The 24,124-nt window shown below is 36.5% G+C and carries 14 protein-coding genes; 7 read left to right on the forward strand and 7 right to left on the reverse strand.

What is annotated here, in order from left to right:
• The first annotated feature begins 351 nt into the window (after positions 1 to 351).
• From JGH11_RS06845 to JGH11_RS06875, 7 genes are all read left to right on the forward strand, one after another.
• Positions 352 to 3,399, forward strand: coding sequence for a SusC/RagA family TonB-linked outer membrane protein (locus JGH11_RS06845; protein WP_201110830.1), 3,048 nt, complete (start codon positions 352 to 354; stop codon positions 3,397 to 3,399).
• A gap of 19 nt (positions 3,400 to 3,418) precedes the next feature.
• A complete protein-coding gene (locus JGH11_RS06850) occupies positions 3,419 to 5,113 on the forward strand; it encodes a RagB/SusD family nutrient uptake outer membrane protein (RefSeq protein WP_201110831.1) in 1,695 nt (564 codons plus the stop codon).
• A 716-nt stretch (positions 5,114 to 5,829) separates the two neighbouring features.
• A complete protein-coding gene (locus JGH11_RS06855) occupies positions 5,830 to 9,045 on the forward strand; it encodes a SusC/RagA family TonB-linked outer membrane protein (RefSeq protein WP_370567571.1) in 3,216 nt (1,071 codons plus the stop codon).
• Positions 9,046 to 9,070: 25 nt separating this feature from the next.
• Positions 9,071 to 10,702 (forward strand): RagB/SusD family nutrient uptake outer membrane protein, encoded by a 1,632-nt coding sequence (locus JGH11_RS06860; protein ID WP_201110832.1) that lies wholly within the window; start codon positions 9,071 to 9,073, stop codon positions 10,700 to 10,702.
• A gap of 287 nt (positions 10,703 to 10,989) precedes the next feature.
• The gene (locus tag JGH11_RS06865) at positions 10,990 to 12,108 is read left to right on the forward strand and encodes a basic secretory family protein (protein WP_201110833.1); all 1,119 of its coding nucleotides are present in this window, start codon (positions 10,990 to 10,992) and stop codon (positions 12,106 to 12,108) included.
• Between the two features lie 66 nt (positions 12,109 to 12,174).
• Positions 12,175 to 14,502, forward strand: a complete 2,328-nt coding sequence (locus JGH11_RS06870) for a GH92 family glycosyl hydrolase (protein WP_201110834.1) — start codon at positions 12,175 to 12,177, stop codon at positions 14,500 to 14,502.
• A gap of 151 nt (positions 14,503 to 14,653) precedes the next feature.
• A complete protein-coding gene (locus JGH11_RS06875; RefSeq protein ID WP_201110835.1) occupies positions 14,654 to 17,005 on the forward strand; it encodes a GH92 family glycosyl hydrolase in 2,352 nt (783 codons plus the stop codon).
• Between the two features lie 42 nt (positions 17,006 to 17,047).
• On the opposite strand, the gene JGH11_RS06880 is transcribed toward JGH11_RS06875, so the two are convergent.
• From JGH11_RS06880 to JGH11_RS06910, 7 genes are all read right to left on the reverse strand, one after another.
• A complete protein-coding gene (locus tag JGH11_RS06880; protein ID WP_201110836.1) occupies positions 17,048 to 18,106 on the reverse strand; it encodes a TIGR04133 family radical SAM/SPASM protein in 1,059 nt (352 codons plus the stop codon).
• Between the two features lie 2 nt (positions 18,107 to 18,108).
• A complete protein-coding gene (locus JGH11_RS06885; RefSeq protein WP_201110837.1) occupies positions 18,109 to 18,477 on the reverse strand; it encodes a carboxypeptidase-like regulatory domain-containing protein in 369 nt (122 codons plus the stop codon).
• 134 nt (positions 18,478 to 18,611) lie between these two features.
• Positions 18,612 to 19,112 carry an OmpH family outer membrane protein gene (locus JGH11_RS06890; protein ID WP_201110838.1) on the reverse strand — a complete coding sequence of 167 codons (501 nt, stop codon included), beginning with the start codon at positions 19,110 to 19,112 and terminating at the stop codon, positions 18,612 to 18,614.
• A gap of 55 nt (positions 19,113 to 19,167) precedes the next feature.
• Positions 19,168 to 19,683: an OmpH family outer membrane protein gene (locus JGH11_RS06895; protein ID WP_201110839.1), complete on the reverse strand. Its 516-nt coding sequence runs from the start codon at positions 19,681 to 19,683 to the stop codon at positions 19,168 to 19,170.
• A 147-nt stretch (positions 19,684 to 19,830) separates the two neighbouring features.
• Positions 19,831 to 22,524 carry an outer membrane protein assembly factor gene (locus tag JGH11_RS06900; RefSeq protein WP_201110840.1) on the reverse strand — a complete coding sequence of 898 codons (2,694 nt, stop codon included), beginning with the start codon at positions 22,522 to 22,524 and terminating at the stop codon, positions 19,831 to 19,833.
• A 61-nt stretch (positions 22,525 to 22,585) separates the two neighbouring features.
• Complete coding sequence (locus JGH11_RS06905) at positions 22,586 to 23,335, reverse strand: isoprenyl transferase (protein ID WP_201110841.1); 750 nt, start codon at positions 23,333 to 23,335, stop codon at positions 22,586 to 22,588.
• A 19-nt stretch (positions 23,336 to 23,354) separates the two neighbouring features.
• On the reverse strand, positions 23,355 to 24,062 hold the full coding sequence (locus JGH11_RS06910; protein WP_201110842.1) for a DUF6089 family protein: 708 nt from the start codon (positions 24,060 to 24,062) through the stop codon (positions 23,355 to 23,357).
• Positions 24,063 to 24,124: the final 62 nt, after the last annotated feature.

A 24,124-nucleotide genomic window follows, 5' to 3' on the forward strand; every position in this document is an offset into this window, starting at 1 on the left:
GAGAGAGAGAGAGAGAGAGAGAGAGAGAGAGAGAGAGAGAGAGAGAGAGAGAGAGCATATAACAAAAAATAACTGTTTTTTATCAGAACAGATAGTAAAAAGAGTATCTGTAGCTGATTATTTCATGATAATAAAATTTACCCTGTTTCGGAGTATTAGAATACTTTGAGACAGGGTTTTTATATATCCTTAAAACCTGAATACCACTTTTTATTCATAATTATTAACTTATTAAACATTTTTAACCACATGAAGAGTACACTAATCAATTATTTCTAATGCCACGCATAATGAGGTCTGGATACCTCATTAAAGAAAAATCATTATTTCAGTTAACTAAAAACACACATTATGGGAAAATTTGTAGATAAAATTATCAAAGACTATTCTAAGTGTTATTGTATTCGTACATTTTTTTGTTTATTCATACTCTTTTTCTTTCAGTTTGCACAAGCGACTGCTTCCCCCGTCCATATTAACAAAAAGAATGAAAGTAGTGGTATTAATCAAGATAATGTAACAGTAAAAGGTGTCATAAAAGACGAAAATGGAGAACCTCTCACAGGAGTAAGTATAGTTGTTAAAGGTACTACTACAGGAACCGTATCTGATATTGACGGAGCATACTCAATACGTATACCTAATGGAAAATCAGTTCTTTCATACTCTTTCGTAGGCTTTCTTCCTCAAGAAATATCAGCTGATGGAAGAGAAGAAATAAATGTAATAATGCAGGAAAATGTAAAAGTCTTACAAGATGTAGTGGTAGTTGGATATGGTAGTACAGTAAAAAAGGATTTGACTACAGCTGTAACAAGTGTTAAAAGCAAGGATTTCCTTCAGGGGGCTTCCAATAGTCCGATGCAAATGATAGACGGTAAAGTGGCTGGATTATCTATGTCGAATTCAGCAGCAGCCGATCCTAATCGCTCTACTAATATGCAGGTGCGCGGAGCATCATCAATGAAGGCAGGGAATAGTCCTCTTATTGTTATTGATGGAATGCCGGGAGGAGACCTACGAAACCTAGCACAGCAGGATATAGAATCCATTACTGTACTAAAAGACGGTTCAGCTGCTGCAATCTATGGTTCGCGTGCCGCAAATGGTGTTATCTTGGTGCAAACAAAACAAGGAAAAGCTGGAAAGGTATCTATTTCATACGACTCCTATTTAGAACATGATGCTGTAGCTAAAAGGCCGGATATACTTTCTCCTGAAGAATTTGTAGAAAAAAATCGGGCTAAAGATTGGGGATATCGGACCGATTGGTATGATGCTCTTTTGAACAAAGATAATATAGGACAGAATCACAATATCGCTTTATCCGGAGGTAGCGAGTCGTCTATTTTTAGAATATCAGCTAACTACAGAACAAAAGAAGGTATTGATATTTCCACATTTAGAAAAGAGTATGGTCTACGAGCAAGTTTCAAACAAACTACGCTGGAAGGCATGCTGGAAGTAGGAGGTAATATCTCATATCGTGTAGCCGATGAAGAATATTCTGGTGTTGAAAACGACACGAATAATTCTAATTATGGACAACCCACATATGATATATTTAAACAAGCTGTTAAACTAAATCCAACAGTGAGCATAGATGAAATGGATTACTTTAAAGGTCGTTACGATGAATTTAATCCGTTAAAAGATTTACAAGAGAAGGAAGCCGGTGCCACGAAAGAATACGCTATGATAGATTTCAATATCAAGCTTAATATAACGAAAGACTTGAATACCGAACTTAAATTAGGTAGACAAGGACGAAACTCGAAACAACGCGAGTATTACAGTAAATATCATAGAGAATCAATTGATAATGACAGAGCAGGACGAGCTCGTCTCGAACAGCAAAACTGGGTGGACTGGACTCTTGAGTGGATAGGAAACTATGGTTTTAAAATCAACAAACATGACTTTAAACTCATGGGTGGTTACTCGTATCAGGAATTTAATTGGGAGAAATTTGGTGCTGAGAATATGGATTTTCCTAACGATTATTATAAATATAATAATCTTGATGCTGGTGCTTGGAATAGAGCAGATGGACGATTAGGCATGTGGTCGGAAAAAAGTAAGGAGAAAACAATCGCTTTCTTAGGTCGTGTAAATTATAATTTCGACGATCAGTTTCTTGTCACTGCTTCATTGCGTTATGAAGGTAATTCTAAATTCGGAGTAGACAATAAATGGGGATATTTTCCGGCAGCATCAGCAGCATGGCGTTTCTCAAGATTACCAGTATTTGAAAATATATCGGCTGTAGACGACCTGAAACTTCGCTTTTCATATGGTCAAACAGGACGCTCGGGTTTTGACAGATATATTGCCATGTCAAAATATTCGCCTGCTTCATATTCCTACGTTGATGGTAAATGGATACAGGTATATGGCCCTGGAAATAATCCGAATGCAAATCTGAAATGGGAAAAGCAAATTTCCTATAATATCGGAGTTGACTATTCTTTATTCAATTCTAGATTGACAGGAAACATAGATGCTTTTATACGTGATGGACAAGATGTTATTGGAGATTACACATCGTCTATGCCTCCTTTTATCTATTCAAATCTGATTACAAATGTTGGTACTACCAGGGATAAAGGTGTAGAATTGCAAGTAAATTGGGATGCTGTCAAAACTAAAGATATTTCTTATTCGACAAACGTTACAGCTTCATATATCAAATCCAAAATTAAATCATTCTCTAAAGGAACTTTCACAAAAGGCTATATTGATGGCGATGGACTACCTTCTCCTGGAAATCCTGGGCCGGCACAACGTTTAGCCGATGGAAGAGAAGTTGGGTCTTTCTTTGGTTATCGGTATGCAGGCGTAGATGATAAAGGTAACATTATGATATACAAAGGTGGAGTAAAAGGAGCTGAAACTATTTTGGCCGACGATGCGCAAGACTCTGACAGAACATATCTTGGGCATGGAACTCCACATTACGAAGTAGGATGGGGCAATACAATAACTTATAAAGATTTCGACCTTAGCCTGTTTTTCCGGGGTAAGTTTGATTATCAGATATTAAATACTTATCAGATGTATTACGGTTTGGTAGCTGAGCCTGAGGTAAACTTACTTCATTCTGCCTATGAAGAAAATGCTCATATAAAAGGAGGGAAAAAGGTCTGCGATTACTTTCTCGAAAATGGGAATTATTTCAAATTAGATAATATTACTATTGGATGGACTCCTAAAGTTAAATCTAAATATATATCTAGATTGAGAGTATATGGCACAGTGAAAAATGTATTTACTCTAACCAGCTATTCAGGGCTAGATCCGACAACTGTTTCAACATCGGGATTATGGCCGGGAGTGAGTTCATTGAGTGTATATCCTGTCACTCGTAACTTTTCATTTGGAATTCAGATCAGTTATTAACAGCATTAAACAAGATATTATGAAAAATTTTAAAATATTTTATCTTTTCTTATTGTCGATTATTTTAATGCCCTCTTGTACAGACTTAGGCGAGGAAGCATTTAGTGTAATACCACTAGAGAAATATTATAATGACAAGAATTCAGTCGAGGCAGCAGTTTTGCGTCCTTATGAACATGGACACTGGTGCGCATGGGATGGAGATCGCTGGTTGTTGCAAGAACTCACTGGCGACCATTTCGTATGGACACAGAAAGGGAAACATGGTTGGGATGAAGGGCAATGGGTACGCCTACATAAGCATAATTGGGATTATTTGCAAAACCAGATTTACGGTAGCTGGACAGGTCCATATCAGGGAATTGGTTATATCAATAATACTTTGAATGACTTTAATACACTGGATCTTTCAAATATTATCTCTGAACAGGAGAAAAAAGCTTATATAGCCGAATTGAGAGTTCTCCGTGTATGGTATTACAGTTTTCTTATCGACTTTTTTAGATATATCCCTATTAGTGAAGACAACTTAACTATTAAAGGACAATCTACACCTCAAGAGGTATTTGACTACATGGAAAAGGAGCTTAAAGATGCAATGCCTGAGCTCAGTAAAGAACCTGCGATTGGGCGACATGGACAAGCAAGTGCTGCATCCATCTTAGTAAGAATGTATTTGAATGCCAAAGTGTGGACTGGCGTTGATCGTAGTGTAGATTGTATTACTGTAGCACAAGATATAATTGGAGGCAAATACGGAATTTATTCTATTGATGGTGACTATAGAGGTCCTTTTCAATCTTTTATGGATAATAGATCTCCTGAAAATATTTTTGAATGGCCACATAAGCGAAATGTATATGAATTGGGTTGGATGTATTCAGCTTTTCATCACTACAAATCTAACTCAATACTAGATACCGATGGTTGGAATGGTTATAACGGAATTCATCTCTCACCTTCTAGAGATTTAGATGGAACAATATACGATTTTGCAATGGGAAAACCTTACGAGAAATTTGCAGATGTAGATTATCGGAAACAAAATTATGAAGTCATTAATTCGACAGGAAACACTAAAGGCTTTTTCTTAATAGGAGTACAATACGAATTTGATAAGGCGAAAGGCTATGGCTATGACAAATCGAAGCCTGTTACCGGCTCGGAAGAATGGACCGGCAAGCCACTTGTGTTTGTTGATCAGGTTGGTCGTTTCTCTGAAAAACCAAATGGAAGATGGAACGAAGGCTCTCATGTTACTACAGGCGAAGAAAATTCGGGTGTGAGATTGATGAAATTTGGTCCACTTTCACATTCACGCAGCTTGTTTATGGCAAACTCTATTGCAGAAATACGCTTAGCCGAGATTTATTACTCACTTGCAGAATGCCTATATAAGCAAGGAAATAAGACAGAAGCAGCAAAATTATTAGACGAAGTCCGTAAACGCAACTATCCAGAGGCAGAATGGGCCTCATATAGCTACGAAGACAATCTGCCTATGCTTACCGATCAGGAATTTATAGATGAATGGGGTCGCGAGTTTTTAGGTGAACATCGTAGACGTATTGATCTTATCCGTTGGGGTCGTTTTGGTGATGCATGGTGGGATAAAGATGTTGACAAAACAGATAAGGAGTATACTATATTCCCTATTCCATCAAAAGCTTTGAATGCAAATCCGCTACTAGAGCAAACAACTCGAGGATGGTGATAATAGCAAGCAGAGTAGTATTACTATTAATCAACTAAATATTAAAGATGATCTAAAAAATTATATCTAATAAGTGCATATAAGCTTGCTATTACACGATACAATATCTAGACTATGTAGATGCAATAAAGCGAGCATGTAGACTATATTCTAGATTTCAAAATAAGTATCCCAATCGACAATAAGTTGATTGGGATACCTATTTTGTCAGATAGGACATCTATCTATTCTGATCTATTCCCTAATATTGTCTGTTAATCTTTCTTAAGTATCTGCTCTTCCTTATATGTATAATACAAGAAGTAGAGACTAGTTAAATAAAAACACATAGAACAGACTCAAATTAATGCTCAATCTAATAAGTTATTTTACAATAAAAGCTTTCATTTTTTCATCTGAAAATTTGGATCTTACATCTATTTTACTAGAGAGAGAGAGAGAGAGAGAGAGAGAGAGAGAGAGAGAGAGAGAGCTGAATATAATAAAAAAACAGATAATTTACCTAAAGGAATATTCTATATTCTTTTGGCTTTGCTTATTTAAAGGGAGATCCTGTATCTGATAATCAGATACAGGATCTCCCTTTTTGATTTATAAACCTTTAAAACATAAGTCTATGTAAAAATCCAAACTGAATTTTCGTATCGCAGGAGATAAAATATATTAACAATCTCCATTAATAAAATTTTATAGTTAACAATAAATAAAAACATATTATGAGAAAATTTGTAGACAAAATTTCAATATGCTACAACAAAAAACATGATAGGCGGATACTTTTTTTACTATTCGCTTTACTGATGTTTCAATATTCTTCGGCTATAGTTACGGTAAATGAGAATTTAGATGTAAAAGAAATATTCCAGAATAGCACAACAATTAAAGGAACAGTGAAGGATCAAACAGGAGAGCCTTTAGCTGGTGTTAGTGTCGTTCTAAAAGGTACAAGTCAGGGTACTATTACAGACCTTAACGGATCATATACTCTTTCAGTACCGAATGTTAATTCTACTATAGTATTTTCATTTATTGGATTCCATTCTCAAGAGATTGTCTTGAATGGAAAAACGACATTGGACGTCCTAATGACTGAAGATGCAAAAATGTTAGATGATGTTGTTGTCGTAGGATACGGAACAATGCGTAAATCTGATGTAACGGGCTCCATATCTACAGCCAAGGGTAGTGATATTATAAAATCCCAGTCGTTCAATGCTCTTGACGGATTGAAGGGGAAAGCAGCAGGTGTAAATATTTTCTCTAATACAGGTCAGCCAGGTGGAGAAATGCGTGTTATTATACGTGGTCTTTCCACAATCAATGCCTCTGCGAGCCCATTATACGTAGTCGATGGTGTGGTCATGAGAGATTTTCAGTTAGTAAATCCTAATGATATCGAATCGATTGAAGTATTGAAAGATGCTTCTTCTGCAGCTATCTATGGTGCTAGAGGTGCTAATGGTGTTATTTTAGTAACGACTAAACGCGGTACTGGCACAGGAAAGAAAGCTAGTATCTCTTATGATGGCTCCCTCTCAATTGGTACGATGGCTAGATACATGGATGTGATGGATTCTTACGAATGGATGGATGCATTTAAACAAGGCTTGGAAAATGCGAATACATGGCAAGGCAGAAACTTCACCACAGACTTATCGCAAATATTCACAGATGAACGTTTGTTTAATGCTGACGGTTCACCAAAGTATAATACAGACTGGCAAAGAGAAGCATCTCGTACAGCAGTCTCTCATAATCACCAGCTAAGCATCCAACGCAGTGGAGAAGCTTCTTCAATTGGTGCTTTTGTCAATTATACTGATCAACAGGGAATCTTACTTAACTCATATTTTAAACGTTTGAATGCTAAATTAGCCTATGACGACAAACCAACTAGTTGGTTATCGACCTCAGTTAATTTAATGGTAAACCATACCTGGGGTAACAGAACATCTGACAATCCCTATGGGCAGGGAGCTTTGCGTACAATGGTGGAGCAATTACCATTTCTACCTGTTCAATTGGATGGTGAATATATGCAAACAAACTCTTTTAAAACAAGTAAAATATTAAGAGATAAAGATAACCCCAATAGTGCAACACAAGGATTTAGCCCAGAAGGTGTAGGTAATCCTGTTGAACAGCTTACGCGGGTTCAAGCGATGCAGTATAGAACGAAAGTCTTTGGTAATGCAGCTTTGACTTTTCATCTAGCTCCTAATCTCTCTTTAAAGACACAGTTTGGTATCGATTATCAAAACAATCGTGACCGCAACTTCACTCCGGTTAAGCCACATGCAATAATTGGTTATTCTTCTGTAGGTGAAGCTTCTGCTACTAATTCAAATTCATTGTATTGGCAGGAAGAAACATATCTGAATTATAATAAGAATTTCGACAAGCACTCTATCAACGCTATGGCTGGTATGTCATGGCAACAGTATGATTATACCAGCTTTAATGCTACTGGCAAGGAATTCACCGATGATTTTTACGGTTATTATAATATGGGTGATGGAATTGCCCGTCCAAGTATTGGTACTGGCTATGACAAATGGACAATGAATTCATATTTCCTTCGTGCAGCATATTCTTATGACAGTAAGTACATGGCTACTATAACAGGTCGTTACGATGGCTCATCTAAGTTTGGAGAAGACAATAAATACGCTGTTTTCCCTTCGGTTGGCTTAGGATGGATGGCTTCTAATGAAAACTTTTTGAAAGACAATCAGCTTATTAGTAAATTAAAACTGCATACTTCTTATGGGGTAACAGGTAATTCCGAGATCGGAACATTTAAATCTTTAGCTGTTGTTAGCCAATCCAAGACTATTATAGGTGATCAATTGAAAATTGTTTCTTATTTGGATAATATGCCTAATCCGAGTTTGAAATGGGAAAGAACAGGTCAGTGGGATATAGGTGCAGATCTGGGATTCTTTAATAATAGACTCAATCTGGAAGCTTCTTACTATTATAAAAAGACAACAGACTTACTACTTGACCGTCCTGTACCTGAATCAACTGGTTACTCATCTATCTTGGACAATATAGGTGCAGTTTCGAATAGAGGTGTAGACCTTTTACTTACGGCTCATATTGTTGACAATCAAGACTTCCAATGGAGCTCTACCGTTAATTTAGCTTATAATAAAAATCGCGTGGAAAAACTGGATGAAGGAGCGTCAGTTGACCCTACCAGTGGTAAACGTCAAATAACTAAAGATGGTTTTGTGGGCTATGACATCCTGATTCGTGAAGGAGAAGAACTTTCTTCGTTTTATGGATATAAACGAATTGGAATCTATGATGGTGTACCTTCTAACTGGGATCCGGAAACAATGAATATACCATCAACAATTGGAGAAAAGGTTACATCGAAGAATCGTGAAATTATTGGTCATGGTTTACCTCGTTGGATGGGATCTTTCATCAATACATTCAATTATAAAGGATTCGACTTAACGCTGGACCTACAATTTACATGGGGTGTAGATGTTATGCAAGAGTTTTTTCATTCTACAGAAGCACGTTTCTTAACAAATGGTATCGATCGTCTTTACAAAGATGCATGGCATCCGACATTGAATCCAGATGGTACAGCACAAGCGATACGTTTAAATAATTTTGGTATGGGAGCAAATAATCAAGCTGATGACACTTGGGTCGCCGATGGCTCTTATCTACGTGTTAACTTGATTCAACTGGGCTATACATTTGAACCTGCAATTATTAAGAGGATGGGCCTTTCAGCACTACGTCTATATGGAAGTGTAAATAATGCTTTCTTGTTCACTGCATCCGACTATTTGGGATATGATCCTGACAATTCATCTCGTTTGGGTGATAACAAGTGGGGGGCCAATCGCCAGTTCTTTACATATCCACGTCCAAGAACATTTACTCTCGGAGTCAATCTAACATTCTAATTAGTAATTAAAAAAATACATTCATATGAGATTCCATAAAATATATATATCCATTTTTTGCATGATTGCGTCATCATTATTGATGAGTTCATGTGATGGCTTTTTGGATGAAAATCCTGAAAACAAAAAAGGGTCTAATCAATTTTGGGCTAGTAAGTCCGATGCTGAAACAGCTGTAAATGCTCTTTATTTCGGTGGAGTTCCGTATCTGCATAGCACAGATGTAGATGGTGGATGGACGCCTAAAGCGACTATGTGGGGCGGTATCATCTCAGGCTTATATGTCGATAAACGTAAAGATAGAACATTTACGACAGCATCTGAAGGTTGTAACTTTAATGTTCCGGCATTTGATAGCCCTGCGATGAAATTATGGCATGAATTCTACAAAGGGATTTCCCGTGCAAACTTTGTTATTGCTAATATTCCGACAATGGCAGGTGTTATAGACGAACCAACTATGGCAAATTATGTTGCGCAAGGCAAGTTCTTCCGTGCCTATGGATATTTTTATTTAGTAAAAGAGTTTGGTGATGTCCCATATATATCTGAACCCTATAGGGCTCCAGTGGATATGTACAAAGAACGTATTTCAGCAGAACAAGTATATAAAAACATCGAAGAGGATTTACTTAGCATAATTCAAGGAGATGTATTACCAAACAAAGCATTTTATGACAATGGTTGTTATGTTACTAAACCAATGGCACAGACTTTACTCGCACAAGTATACTTGCAATGGGCCGGTGCTCCGCTAAATGGTGGTGATACATACTACACTAAAGCCGCAAATATGGCTTTGGATGTTATTAGGGGAGGACAACATGCTCTTATCCAACCAAATGGAAGCAGCGATGATTTAACCTCTGCTTACAATGAAATTAAAACAACCAAAAAATCAAATGAGATTATCTATGCTAAAGAATTTAATGAAACTCTAGACCAGGGTAATTCTTATCCTTCTCGTTCAATGGGAGCAGAAGCTAGCCAATGGGGTGTTTTTGGAGGAGGTACTATATATAATGCATACCTACCTTGCGATATGATTATTCAAAGTTATGAAACAAACGATATCCGATCTCATGAAAAACAATTCTTTTTTAGAAACTGGACTGAGAAAGATAAAGATGGCAATGATATTACTTTTACATTAGGCGATATTGGAAACTGGGCATGGTTTGATGAAACTGCTCTAAAGATGAATAAAAGCGGTAATTACAATATGCCTACATTCCGCTATGCAGAAGTACTTTTGATAGCAGCCGAAGGCCTAGCTCGCACAGGAAAAGAAGCTGATGCTGAAGGAGGAGCTAAATTTTATCTTAATCAGGTACGCAAACGCGCTGGGCTGGATAAAGAGACTGCTACAGGCGATGCCTTAATTCAGTCTATCTTAACTGAACGTTTACATGAATTTCCATTGGAATTTAAGGTTTGGGACGATATTCGTCGTACACGTCTGTATCCTGAGGCTGATGGTGTAAATTCAGGTAAATTGAAATGGACACCCTTAACATCGGCTACAATTCAAAATAAGCCGGATGGATTTACTAGAGTTGGTGCTATTCCAGAGTATGCTTTGCTGTGGCCTCTTCCATTGGATGAGATACAAAGGAATCCTTCTCTGCAAGGACATCAAAACCCAGGATGGAATTAGAAAATAACTCTTTACAGTACTTTTCTGTAATATAATAAAAAGATCTTATCTATTTTGTATTTGTCTACAGAGAAGCTCTCAATATATTCATTATGCGGATACTCACAAAATGTGAGTATCCGTTTTAGAATAAAAAAGGTATATATAATTATCAATACAATATAAGACAAAACATATTGAAAATAAACTTTTGTATTCAGGATACTTTTATTGCAGACTAGGATAATTATTCTTTTTCCTATAATAACTATACTTGTATAAAATCTAACTTTTACAACTAAAATACGATGAAAAAGATTCTATTTCTGACCTTTTTTGCTATATCATTTTTGACTTGCCACAGTCTGGAAATAAAAACAGATTATCCACAGCTAACCGATAACAACCTCACAACCTATTACATAGGAACAAAGGGAAAAGAAAAAATTATTCTTCAATCCCCGTCTAATACAGCTATGTTAAGCTATAAAATATACTCTTCAGGAGAAACCCCGCCACATGATCCATCTAACTGGGTACTGAAAGGATCGAATGACGGTAAGAAGTGGACAAAAATTGACGAACGAAAAGATCAAAAGTTCTGTTCTCGTTATCAAGAAATACTATGTGTAATACAGAATCCCGGAAACTATAGACAATATATGTTTGAAGCAACTACTGCTGATAAGAAAGAGAAACTAGTTATTGCTGAGATACTTCTTTCGGAAAAGAATATGCTTGCCGGCTGGGAAAATTTCAAATATCCTCATATTGAGTTTGAATCTTTAAATCCCAATACGGAAGGGAGCAAAGTATATCATAAATTAGTTCAAAATCCGGATGAATATATTAAGTATCATGCACAAAAGGTGGCAGAAATACTTTATTATACAGCAAATGATCCGATAAATGATGTGCAAAATATAGAATATACGCTTGAAGACAAAGAGGGAGTATCTGCCAAAGGTGGTAACTCTCCCAGTATACATATTTTTTACAGTACCCGTCACATTGAGAAATCGGCGAAAGAATCTCTTTATAAACTCGATTTCGAGACTCGTGGCGTTCTTTATCACGAGTTAACCCATGGTTATCAATTCGAACCCAAAGGAATTGGTAATTATGGAAATAACAAAACATTCTGGGCTTGCATAGAAGGAATTGCTGATGCTGTAAGAGCTGAAGCAGGTTTATTTGATATGAGTACACGAAAACCCGGTGGCAACTGGATGGATGGATACCGTACCACCGGTTTCTTTCTACAATGGCTCACAACAAAAGATCCTGATGCCATCCGCAAATTCCATCTGACAGTTAGAGACCTTGATGTTTGGAGTTTCGATAAAGCAATAAAAGCAGTCTTTGGCCCCAACTCGAGCATTGAGGGCATGTGGAATGAATATCAGGAGTTTCTTAAACGACAATAAAAAACGGTCTTGCTACATTTTCGAAAACAATAAATAAGTCTACGACTTTAATTTCAAAACATACAAATGAAAATAGGTATTATTACACTCTCTCTTGTACTTATGGGCGGCATGGTATCCGCACAGGACAACAAGGTATCCTTTGTCAACCCGATGATAGGTACTGTAAAAATGGGACATACATTTCCCGGAGCTTGCGTTCCTCATGGAATTGTCCAACTAAGTCCGGATACGGATACTATCCCTCATAGTATTAATGGCGTATATCAGAAAGATACATATAAGTACTGCGCAGGTTATCAGCACGATGATAAAACAATTGTAGGATTCAGCCATACCCACCTCAGTGGTACGGGGCATTCCGACTTGGGAGATATTCTTGTAATCCCTGTTACTGGTGCTCTAAAATTCAATCCCGGTACAGCAGATAATCCCGAATCGGGATATCGATCTCGCTTTTCACATGACACTGAAGTCGCCCACCCGGGATATTATGAAGTTGTCTTGGATGATTACAAAGTAAAAGCACAGCTAACAGCTACAGAAAGAGTAGGTATTCATAAATATACATACCCAGCCAACGAAGAGCAGAAACTACTATTAGACCTTACACATGGTATTTATAATTACGATGGGAAGGTTTTATGGGCCAGTCTCAGAGTAGAAAACGATACTTTGATTACAGGCTATCGTATAACCAATGGTTGGGCTAGAGAGAATTATACTTATTTTGCTATTTCCTTATCTAAACCAATAAAGAACTATGGTTATGTAGATAAAGAAAAACCGAAGTATACAGGTTTCTGGCGTAAATTTAATTTACTTAATAACTTTCCTGAGATTGCGGGAAGAAAGATAGTTGCTCATTTGGAGTTCGACTCGGATGCATCTAAACCACTTGTCCTGAAGGTAGCTTTATCAGGTGTAAGCACACAAGGAGCCTTAATAAATCTTGAAGCTGAAACAAAAGATAAATCATTTGATCAGATTGTAGCAGAAGCGTCTAATAAGTGGAATAAAGTGTTGGATGTAATAGATGTTATTGGAGACAATGATAAAAAAACAATGTTCTATACATCGTTGTATCATACTATGATAAACCCATCGGTGTATATGGATGTTGATGGACAATATCGAGGTATAGACCACAATATACATAAGGCAAAAGGATTTACCAACTATACTATTTTCTCTGTATGGGATACATACAGGGCTCTTCATCCACTATTTAATCTTATCAATAGAGAGAGAAGTGTAGATATTGTAAACTCAATGCTTGCTCATTACGAACAGAGTGTACATAAGGCTTTGCCTGTATGGTCGCATATGGGAAATGAAAACTGGTGCATGATAGGCTACCACTCTGTGTCGGTACTAGCCGATGCTTTAGACAAAGGACTAAATATAGATAAACAGAAAGCTTTTGAAGCAATGATTAATAGTTCTAATGTTGATTATTACGATGGTACGGGCGAGTATAAGAAACTCGGATATGTACCGGTTGATAAAAACGGAAGTGGCTCGTCTATTACTCTTGAGTATTCGTATGATGACTGGACTATTTATAATACTGCTCTGAAAATGGATAATCAAGCTGTAGCTGAAACTTACAGAAAAAGAGCATTGAATTATCACAATGTTTTCGATCCCGAATTAGAATTTGTTCGTGCCCGATACAGTGACGGACGATGGAAAACTCCTTTCAATCTATTGAGTACTCACGGCGAAGGCTTTATCGAAGGGAATTCATGGAATTACTCTTTTTACGTACCGCATGATGTAAAAGGACTGATAAAACAAATGGGTGGAGATAAACAATTTGTTCAACGCCTCGACTCCTTATTTACTATGCATCTACCTGATGAATTCTTTGCCGATACGGAAGATGTGACCCGCGAGGGGGTGATGGGTAATTATGTACATGGTAATGAACCAAGTCATCACATCGCTTATCTGTATGCATGGACATCTCAGCCATGGAAAACCCAATACTGGGTACGTGAAATCATGAACCGTATGTACAGAAACTCCATTGACGGCCTGTGCGGAAATGACGATTGTGGACAGATGTCTGCATGGTATATATTCTCGGCTATGGGATTCTATCCTGTCTGTCCCGGTTCGAACGAATATGTTCTCGGTGCTCCGTATTTCCCTTATATGAAAGTAAAAGTGGGTGAGGATAAATATCTGGAGATAAAGGCTGATAAAGTGAGTGATAAAATGCGATACATAAAATCTGTTAAACTTAATGGGAAGCCTTATACGAAATCATATATCACATATGATGACATTAAGAATGGCGCTGAAATTACATTTGAAATGTCTGCGACACCAAATAAAAAAAGGCTGTTCAACGAAGATGAAAAACCATATTCATTATCAAAACATTAAATAATTATCTATAATCTAAATATTTATCTATATTCTGAAATATGAATTAGATAAAAGGTTACTCTAAAAAAAGAAGTAAAAACTGTTACTTTTGTTACCTTTTTTGAATACGGTAAGATAGGACAGCAGGGTTTACATCACTAAAGAATATATGAAAAATAAATTATTTGTAGGAGTTCTGATTTCAGTATTGTTATTCATTTCGTCCTGTAAAAAAGAATCAACTGCCACTGATACTACAGTAGATATTTCACTCAACGCCTATGTCAATCCTTTTGTTGGTACTTCTGGTTTTGGAAATGTATATCCCGGCTCGCAAATACCCTTTGGTGGTATACAGATAAGTCCTGATACAGATAAAGATTATTACGATGCGGCATCAGGCTATAAATATGATCATATGACGATCATGGGTTTTAGTCTTACTCATCTCAGTGGAACAGGCATCCCCGATTTAGGTGACTTCCTTTTTATACCGGGAACAGGAGAGAAAAAATTTATACCGGGAACTCACGAAAATCCTGACGAAGGTTACCGATCACGCTATAGCCATGAAAAAGAGTGGGCTTCACCTGATTATTATGGTGTAGACTTATTAGATTATAACGTTAAGGCTGAAATGACTTCTGGTGTACGATCTGGGATATTCAAATTTACATTCCCTAAAACTGATAGTGCATTTGTAATGATTGATATGGATCATGTACAATGGTTCAAAACGGCATGGTCGCAACTCCGTATAGAAAACGATTCTACTATATGTGGCTTCAAATTGGTGAATGGTTGGGGACCGGAGCGCTATGTTTACTTTGTAGCCCAATTTTCAAAACCATTCCTTCGTTCGGGAATTATGCAAGACGGTAAACCTGTCATTTACGATACTAAGCGCTTCCGTAGCGATCGGGTTGCTTATGGCAACAAGATTATGGGCTGGTTCGATTTTGATGCAAAAAATGGTTCTGAGCTAGAAGTTAAAGTTGCTATATCATCAACCGGAACATCAGGTGCATATACAAACATAAAGGAGCTGGATAATCACAACTTTGAGAGCCTTAAGAAACAAGGTGAAATACTTTGGGCAAAAGAATTAGGTAAATTTAAGGCAAAAGGTACTAAAGAACAACTGGAGACATTCTACACTTCGGTATATCATGCCTCATTACATCCTTTTATTTATCAGGATACTGATAATAAATACAGGGGACATGATTCTAATATTCACAATGCTGAAAACTTCAACAACTATACAGTGTTTTCATTATGGGATACATATCGTGCACATCATCCATTGTTAAATCTTATAAATCCTGAACGAAATGCTGACATGATAAATTCAATGTTAGCCCATTATGACCAGAGTGTAGAACAAATGTTACCTATTTGGTCTTTCTATGGCAATGAAACATGGTGCATGATAGGATATCATGGTGTATCAGTAATTGCAGATGCAATAGTAAAAGACATCAAAGGTTTTGACCATGAGCGGGCCTATCGGGCAATAAAGAAAACAGCTATGAATCCCAATTATGATTGTTTGCCTGAATATACTAAACTCGGTTGGATTCCTTTCGATAAAGAACGTGAATCGGTTTCTAAGACATTAGAATATGCTTATGACGATTACTGCATTGCCATGGCTGCAAAAAAGTTGGATAAAGAAGACGATTATAAATATTTTCTCAACCGTTCGCTAGCTTACCAGAATATTATAGACCCTGAATCTAAGTTTATGCGAGGTCGCGATTCTCTTGGAAATTGGCGTACTCCATTCGATCCTGTAGCTTATACCGGTCCCGGTTCTGTACACGGATGGGGAGATATAACAGAAGGATTCACTTACCAATATACATGGTATGTACCGCAAGATGTACAAGGATACATCAATGAAATGGGAGGAAATGAGATATTTACCCAACGACTCGATTCCATGTTTACAATGGTACTTCCTGATGATATACCGGGAGCTCATGATATACAAGGCCGCATAGGAGCATATTGGCATGGCAATGAACCTTGTCATCAAATATTGTATTTATATAACTATGTAAAACAGCCTTGGAAAGGACAAGAAAAAATTCGTTATGTACTAGATACTTTCTACGGTAATAAACCCGATGCTCTCAGTGGCAATGACGATTGTGGACAGATGTCTGCATGGTATATTTTTAACTGTATGGGCTTCTATCCTACTTGTCCGTCAAGTAATATATATGCAATTGGCTCTCCGGGGCTAGAAGCTGTTGAAATGACCTTAGATAATGGTAAGAAAGTTTCGATCACAACTGAGAATTACAGCAAACAGAATGTTTATATTCAGTCTATGACTTTGAACGGAAAAGAGTATAATAAAACATATATTACTTATAATGATATAAAGAATGGAGCTGATATTAAGTTCGTTTTAGGTAGCAATCCGAATAAGGATTGGGGTACTTCGGATGAATCTGTAGCACCATCACTTTCAAAACCGAATAAAACATTGCTCTATACGAAGACCAACTAATAACTCATTGACAATAAAGTGAAGAAGTGGCAGCTTATGTTGTCACTTCTTTATTAGTTGGTAATGGCAGGTCAGTACATTTGCCTTATCTTCCGGCCAGTAATGCAAGCCATTTCCTTTACAGTATTTATACTCTTGACAAGAGGCACATTGTCCGGTTTTTGTCCACTCACGATTACGGTACATCTGATATCGAGTATTCCATACATCCATAAAATTATCTTCGTAAATGTTTCCCTGTATAAAGCTTCGATTGATGTTAGGGCAAGCACCTATACTTCCATCAATCAATACCGATGCTACATTTATTCCTGCCCGACAAAAGAAATAGTCCTCACGAACTTTCTTCTCATAAGTACCAACATAACCTTCGCAACTAAATTTCACATCTAACTCTTTTCTCTGACGTTTTGCTTTTATAAACTCCATTAGATGCGTGAATTCATCAGTATTTAGTAACATGTCCGGATTTTCTGTTGCTCGTCCGATAGGTGTTATAGTAAATAATCGCCATGCTTTTCCTCCATTCTGTATTATCAACTGATATATATCTTCTAGTTGATTAAGATTCTGCTTATTCACACAAGTTACAACATCTGAATATAGCCTATCGGAACTCGCTATCAATTGTAATGCATTTAAAGCTCTGTCAAAACTCTTTGAATTATTCCGAAGCCAATTGTGTGTATTACTTATACCATCAAGGCTGAGTGTTATAGATCCCATTCCGGCATTTAAAAGAGATATATGCCGTTCCCGCGTATAAACATATCCGTTGGTTACAATACCCCAGCGAAAGCCACGTTTACGTATTTCAAAACCACATTCTTCCAGATCTTTACGAAGCAACGGTTCTCCTCCGGCAATAATAACAGTAGTAGATTCGTGATTGTATTCGTTAATATTATCGAGAACTCGAAAGAGATCTTCTTTGGGCATATCACGATATTGTGAATCAGACGCACAATCACTACCACAATGTAGACATGAGAGGTTGCATCGTTGTGTGCATTCCCAGAAAAGATAAAAAAGATTGTGTTTTTTATGCTCTTTCTCTCTATTCCTAAGATGTATAGCTTGCTTAAGAGAGTTTAATAACATACCTACTTGTCTAAAGTGATTATGATTGAGATATCTTGGCCTTGATCTATAATAGTGGTATCTTTCCGCTCAGTAATATTAGAGCCTTGTGTCTCTGAAAAAGTTATCTTATACTGTTCCTGCCTTGGGATATAGATTCGAAATTTACCTTCTATATCAGATTGAACATATTGAATTGAATCATTATTTACATTTACAATGACATCTTTCATTGGATTTCCTTCGGTATTTAGGATGGTTCCTTCGATATACTGATCCATACCAAAATCACGGGGTGCACCATAACAAGCCTGAAATGCTATCGCAACTGTAGCTAGAGAGGCTCCTTTAAATAACTTATTAAATAGATTTTTTCTGCTGGGCGTTTTCATAGTTTAATAATGTTTGTTTCCCAAATATAAGAATTTTAGTCGTTAACTATGATATTTTTATGAGCTAGTTGATATAAAAAAGAATGGGTAGCTTCTTCTTCGAAACTACCCATTCTCTTTATCATTATAACAAATTAGTCTGTTATACCTAATTTAGCTTTTACCATTTTATTTGCATCAGTAGCATTAGAACCAATGTGCAACAGAGTCGCAGCATCTAGAATGTAAGTATAATTATTCTCATCTCCTACAGTCTTGATTGCTTGCCTCATTTTTTGCTGTATTGGAGTAATTAAAGCCTGTTGCTCTTTTTGGAATTCTGCCTGACTCGTTTGTAAGAAATCCTGATATCTTTTTTGTAGGCTCTCTAATTGAGTCTGTCTATCTACAAGAATGCTTTCAGTTAGATTGGTTGTGTCTTTAGAAAATTTGTCAACTAAAGCGTTATATTCAGCTTCAATTGCAGAAGCATTCTTCTTAATAGTTTCGCTTTTTGTTGCAAGTTTACCTTCAACTTCCTTCAACTCAGGCATTTTAGAGAAAATCTCATCTGCATTGATATAAGCAATTTTATCCTGTGCAAAGATCGTCATTGGAGCTACTACAAAAAGTAATAGGATTAGTTTTTTCAACATGATTATAAGTTCTTTTAAGTGGTTAATTCTATATTTAGACGACAAATATAAATAATTATTTTGAATATCCGAGTTTTGCAAGTACTTCATTACTAATGTCTATTCTCGGAGATGCAAAAATAACACTTTCGGCAGACGCTCTATCCAAAATCAATTGGTAGCCTTTAGCCTCAGATATCTCTTTTACAGCAGTATATATGTCATCTTGAATAGGTTTTATCAACGCTTCTCTTTGTTTAAACAACTCTCCTTCAGGTCCAAAATACTTTTTATTCAGTTCTTGAAGGCTTTTTTCCTTTTCTACAATCTCATTTTCCCGTGCGGTTTTTTGTTCTGCAGAAAGGAATACCAGATCAGATTGATACTTCTTATAAAGATTTTTCACATCAAGCTGAACCTTCTCTACTTCTCCCTGCCACTTCTTAGACACAACTTCCAATTGTTCCTGAGCAGTTTCATAACTACTAATATTCTTCAATATATAGTCCATGTCTATTAAAGCAAACTTTTGAGCATAGCTACCTACAGCTACGCCAATAAGTAATGTAAATAGTAAAATTATTCTTTTCATATTTATACATTTTAGTTTTAAGTGTCGTTAATTCTTATTTACCTGAAAGTATTATATATAATGTTTTATATTATATCTTCATTACTTAGACACTTACTTCTTGCTTTTGTTTATTCTAGTTTATGTAAATAATGTTAATTCCTCTTTTTAGAATTCTTGCCCTATAATAAAGTGGAATTGACTGCCGCTTTTGCCTGAGCTTGATGTATTCGGACTATCGAATCCATATGCCCAGTCTATACCCATAAGTCCAATCATTGGAAGCATAATACGTGCTCCTACCCCGGCAGAACGTTTAAGGTCGAACGGATTGAATTTCTTCAAATCATTCCAAGCATTACCCGCTTCAACAAATGTAAGTAAATAGATGGTTGAAGATGGTTCAAGAATCAACGGATATCTTAATTCTAAGGCTAGACGAGAATATGCACTTGCTTGAGAACCTAATGATCCATTTTCGTATCCACGCAGACCTATCGTTTCTGTCGCATATGTACTTGAATATCCAGACATACCATCTCCTCCGACATAGAATGTCTCGAAAGGAGATTTCTTATCTTTATTAAAATAGCCTACAAAACCGTATTCGGCACGAGTCATCAACACTGGAGTTTTTTGAGTATCATACAAAGATGTAAATGTTTTAGCCTTAAATTTCCATTTATGATATTCTATCCATTTAAATTTCTCTCCAGATTCGTACCCATATTCATCTCTTTGCATACTAGCGTAATCTTTTCCATCAAATACAGAATATGGAGGAGTTATTTGAAGGCTCAACGATATATCCGTTCCTCTACGAGTATATACTGGATTATCTATAGAGCGTCTACTTAAAGATAGATTTAAGCTTAGGTTATTCGAATTACCATTTCTTACAATGAAGTAATCCCAATCTCTCATACTGTAAAGCTGATAAGAAAGTTCGGCTTGTGCATAGAAATAATCATCGGGCCAACTAAGGCGTTTTCCATATCCGACAGAAGCTCCTATCATTTGTATCGATTTATTTGGGTCTGAAGCAAAACTATAATCTCCATAGCTATTGCCGTAACCATAGCCATTGCCATAACCTCCGTAGCCATAACCGCCATAACCATAACCACCGTAGCCATAACCGCCATAATTATTATTGATGTAGCGGCTATTAATATCTGTTTGTTTTGAATAGTAAGCACCTACTGATAATGAATTAGGACGCTTACCTCCAAACCAAGGATCCATAAAAGAGATGGAATAAGATTGATAAAATTTAGCATTAGTCTGAGCACTTAGAGTTAAAGTTTGCCCTTCTCCCTGTGGTATAATACCTTTATATGACTTAGGATTCAATAAGTTCTTAAGAGAGAAGTTAGAGAACTTCAAACTTAATTTACCAATAATACCAGTCTGTCCCCATCCTGCTGAGAATTCAACCTGATCATTTGCTTTAGACACCAAAGGTAAACTCACATCAACTGTTCCTGAATCAGGATCTGGAACAATACCCGGCTGTAAATTTTCGGGATCGAAGTGTCCTGTCTGAGCAATCTCTCTTAGAGAACGAACAATGTCATCTCTACTATAAAGTGCACCTGGTTTAATTCTTAGTTCGCGACGAACTACATCTTCGTATACACGGTCATTACCAGCAATAGTAACTTTTCTTATCGATGCTTTCGGACCTTCGGATATTCGTATTTCAAGATCAATAGAATCACTATCAATATTCACTTCTACCGGATCGGCATTAGAGAATATATAACCATGATTTTGATAGAAATAGTTCATTACACCATCTTCATCATTAGACAGACGTTCTGTCAATTTCTTCTGATTGTAAACATCACCGGGTTTCATATTTAGCAATTGTTGCAACTGCCAAGTTGGATAAACTGTATTCCCTACCCATTTGATATCTTTAAGAAAATATTGTTGTCCTTCTTCTATCTTAATATCTATATTTACTTTATCTGTTTTTTTTGCATCTGCATATACTGTATCAAATACGATTACAGCATCACGATATCCGAGTTCATTATATTTAGCGATAAGATTTTCCTTATCTTCCTCATAGTTTTCTGGAACAAACTTAGTAGAACGAAGGAAGTTGGCCAACCACGATTTAAAGTTACTCTTATGACGCGTTTTCTTCATTGCTTTCTCCAGCTTGGAAGCTTTCACATTAATATTTCCTTCCATTGTGATCTTGTTAACTTTCGTCTTATTCTTTTTCACAACATCAATGTGCAATATAACGTGGTTTTCTTTCGATAAATCAGGCTTTTCGGTTAATGTAATCTCTGCTTTATTAAAGCCTTTTTCGTCAAAATATTTTTTGATGATCATCTTAGCTCTATCCATCTTATTTGGAGTTATTTGGAGATTTTTCTCCATTCCAATTTTAGCATCGATATCTTGACGTTCACTTTTTTTCATACCTGTATATACTATATCAGATATACGTGGGCGCTCCTTTAGATTTATCTCGATCCATATTTTATTTCCCTCTATCTTTGTGGCAAGGATCTTTACATCAGAGAACAGACCTTGTCTCCAAAAGCGTTTCACTGCATTTGTTATCTCTGCGCCGGGAATTTCTATTTTATCTCCAACTTGTAATTCTGCAAACCCGAACAACGTAAAATCTTCATACATTGGATTCACAATTCCGGAAAGTTTAAGGTCGGCTATTTCGTACGTTCTACTATTGTCGTATGAAATGACAGGCAGATTGTCAACATTCTCTTGAAGAGCCTTATTGACATTTTTTATTTCCGTACTATCAGTTATCTGAGCTTTAACACCTGCTGATACTGAGCACAAAATGATGAATAGGATGGATAAACCTTTTTTGAACATATTTTGCTGTAAGTTACTTTCTAATATCTAAATCTGTTTTTATATCTGTTTTGATTATGAGCTAGGATTTTTGCGATACCTGTTCACTCGTCTTACCAAAACGTCGCTCTCTATTCTGAAAATCAATGATCGCCTTATACAATGAATCCTCGTTGAAATCGGGCCAAAGCTCATCAGTAAAATATAATTCCGAATAGGCTATCTGCCAAAGCAGAAAGTTACTTATCCGCAATTCTCCCCCGGTTCTTATTAGTATATCGGGATCAGGGATATCTTTAGTTAAAAGATATGAATTGACTAAATCTTCATTTATATCTTCAGATACTATTTTCTTCTGATCTATATCTTTAGCTATATTCCTCATCGCATTAGTCAACTCCCACTTTGACGAGTAACTGAGTGCTAAGACAACCGTAGTACCTGTACAAACAGATGTGCTAGAGAGGCAATAATCTAAGGCCCCTTTAGTATCGGATGGTAGACGATCAATATCTCCAATTACTTTGACACGTACATTATTCTTTACCAGTTCCGGAGTCTCATTCGCTACGGCCTGTATCATAAGAGACATTAAAGCTTTCACTTCAGCTTCGGGACGTTTCCAGTTTTCAGTCGAGAATGTATATAGAGTAAGGAAGCGAACTTCCGCCTTCGAAGCAGCTTCTATTGCCCTACGAACAGCAGAAACCCCTTCTTTATGCCCAAACGTACGGTCCAGATCCCTTTGTTTGGCCCACCGCCCATTACCATCCATGATAACAGCGACATGCACCGGTATTCGTTCTTTATCTATTTGGTCAAGTAATGACATTTATATTTTATTTAAGAAATTAATCTATATTTAAGCATGGGCAAACCCTTGTTCCGAAATCCCATGTTAACGTTATCATCGTCAAAGAATACCAATCATTATTCTTCAGTACACTCCCCTTTATTTTATATGGTTCATCCAGGTTGAAGTTCTCATTCTTCTTTGTGACATCGAAAGAATCACTAAATAATTTTCGAAATGAAAATTCAAAGCCTAAATTCAATCTGTCCTTAATCTTATATTTGACACCGACTCCTAAAGGCACATTTACATCAAAAAAAGTTTTTTCGCCTGCCCCTAGAGTAAAACCAATACCAGTAAAAATATATGGTGAAAACCGTTTTGCACCTAAATACCCAAACTTGTCACTATAGTTGAAAAAATTAAATTCGACCTGACTACCCAGTTCGTAAAACATGCGACTAAAAGAGGTCTGTTGTCCATGTGGAAACTTATTTCCGGAACTTTGTGTATCACCCGATACTTTACCTATGACAAAGTTATTTTTCACAGACCATCTCAAATCTTTGTTATACCTGAATATTATCCCCGCTGATAATCCCGGATTTTGATACAACTTGGTTTTATTGGCATCACCCATATAGAATGAAGTACCTGCCATCCCGCCGATCTCATACTTGTAGTCATCCTGTGCCTTAAGTTTGATGAATGATAAGACAGAAGAGATGACCAGTATAAAAGCAAATAATATTTTTCTTTTACTCATTGAATATTATCAATCTGTTTCTATTCTATCTAACGCAAAAAGTCAAACTAAAAGTATATGTT

The sequence above is a fragment of the Dysgonomonas sp. Marseille-P4677 genome (genome assembly GCF_016652235.1).
Taxonomy (GTDB): domain Bacteria; phylum Bacteroidota; class Bacteroidia; order Bacteroidales; family Dysgonomonadaceae; genus Dysgonomonas.

Excerpts from the sequence above, each read along its gene's own strand:
- JGH11_RS06845 (WP_201110830.1), top strand. The coding sequence starts at position 352 with ATGGGAAAATTTGTAGATAAAATTATCAAAGACTATTCTAAGTGTTAT.
- JGH11_RS06850 (WP_201110831.1), top strand. The coding sequence starts at position 3,419 with ATGAAAAATTTTAAAATATTTTATCTTTTCTTATTGTCGATTATTTTA.
- JGH11_RS06855 (WP_370567571.1), top strand. The coding sequence starts at position 5,830 with ATGAGAAAATTTGTAGACAAAATTTCAATATGCTACAACAAAAAACAT.
- JGH11_RS06860 (WP_201110832.1), top strand. The coding sequence starts at position 9,071 with ATGAGATTCCATAAAATATATATATCCATTTTTTGCATGATTGCGTCA.
- JGH11_RS06865 (WP_201110833.1), top strand. The coding sequence starts at position 10,990 with ATGAAAAAGATTCTATTTCTGACCTTTTTTGCTATATCATTTTTGACT.
- JGH11_RS06870 (WP_201110834.1), top strand. The coding sequence starts at position 12,175 with ATGAAAATAGGTATTATTACACTCTCTCTTGTACTTATGGGCGGCATG.
- JGH11_RS06875 (WP_201110835.1), top strand. The coding sequence starts at position 14,654 with ATGAAAAATAAATTATTTGTAGGAGTTCTGATTTCAGTATTGTTATTC.
- JGH11_RS06880 (WP_201110836.1), bottom strand. The coding sequence starts at position 18,106 with ATGTTATTAAACTCTCTTAAGCAAGCTATACATCTTAGGAATAGAGAG.
- JGH11_RS06885 (WP_201110837.1), bottom strand. The coding sequence starts at position 18,477 with ATGAAAACGCCCAGCAGAAAAAATCTATTTAATAAGTTATTTAAAGGA.
- JGH11_RS06890 (WP_201110838.1), bottom strand. The coding sequence starts at position 19,112 with ATGTTGAAAAAACTAATCCTATTACTTTTTGTAGTAGCTCCAATGACG.
- JGH11_RS06895 (WP_201110839.1), bottom strand. The coding sequence starts at position 19,683 with ATGAAAAGAATAATTTTACTATTTACATTACTTATTGGCGTAGCTGTA.
- JGH11_RS06900 (WP_201110840.1), bottom strand. The coding sequence starts at position 22,524 with ATGTTCAAAAAAGGTTTATCCATCCTATTCATCATTTTGTGCTCAGTA.
- JGH11_RS06905 (WP_201110841.1), bottom strand. The coding sequence starts at position 23,335 with ATGTCATTACTTGACCAAATAGATAAAGAACGAATACCGGTGCATGTC.
- JGH11_RS06910 (WP_201110842.1), bottom strand. The coding sequence starts at position 24,062 with ATGAGTAAAAGAAAAATATTATTTGCTTTTATACTGGTCATCTCTTCT.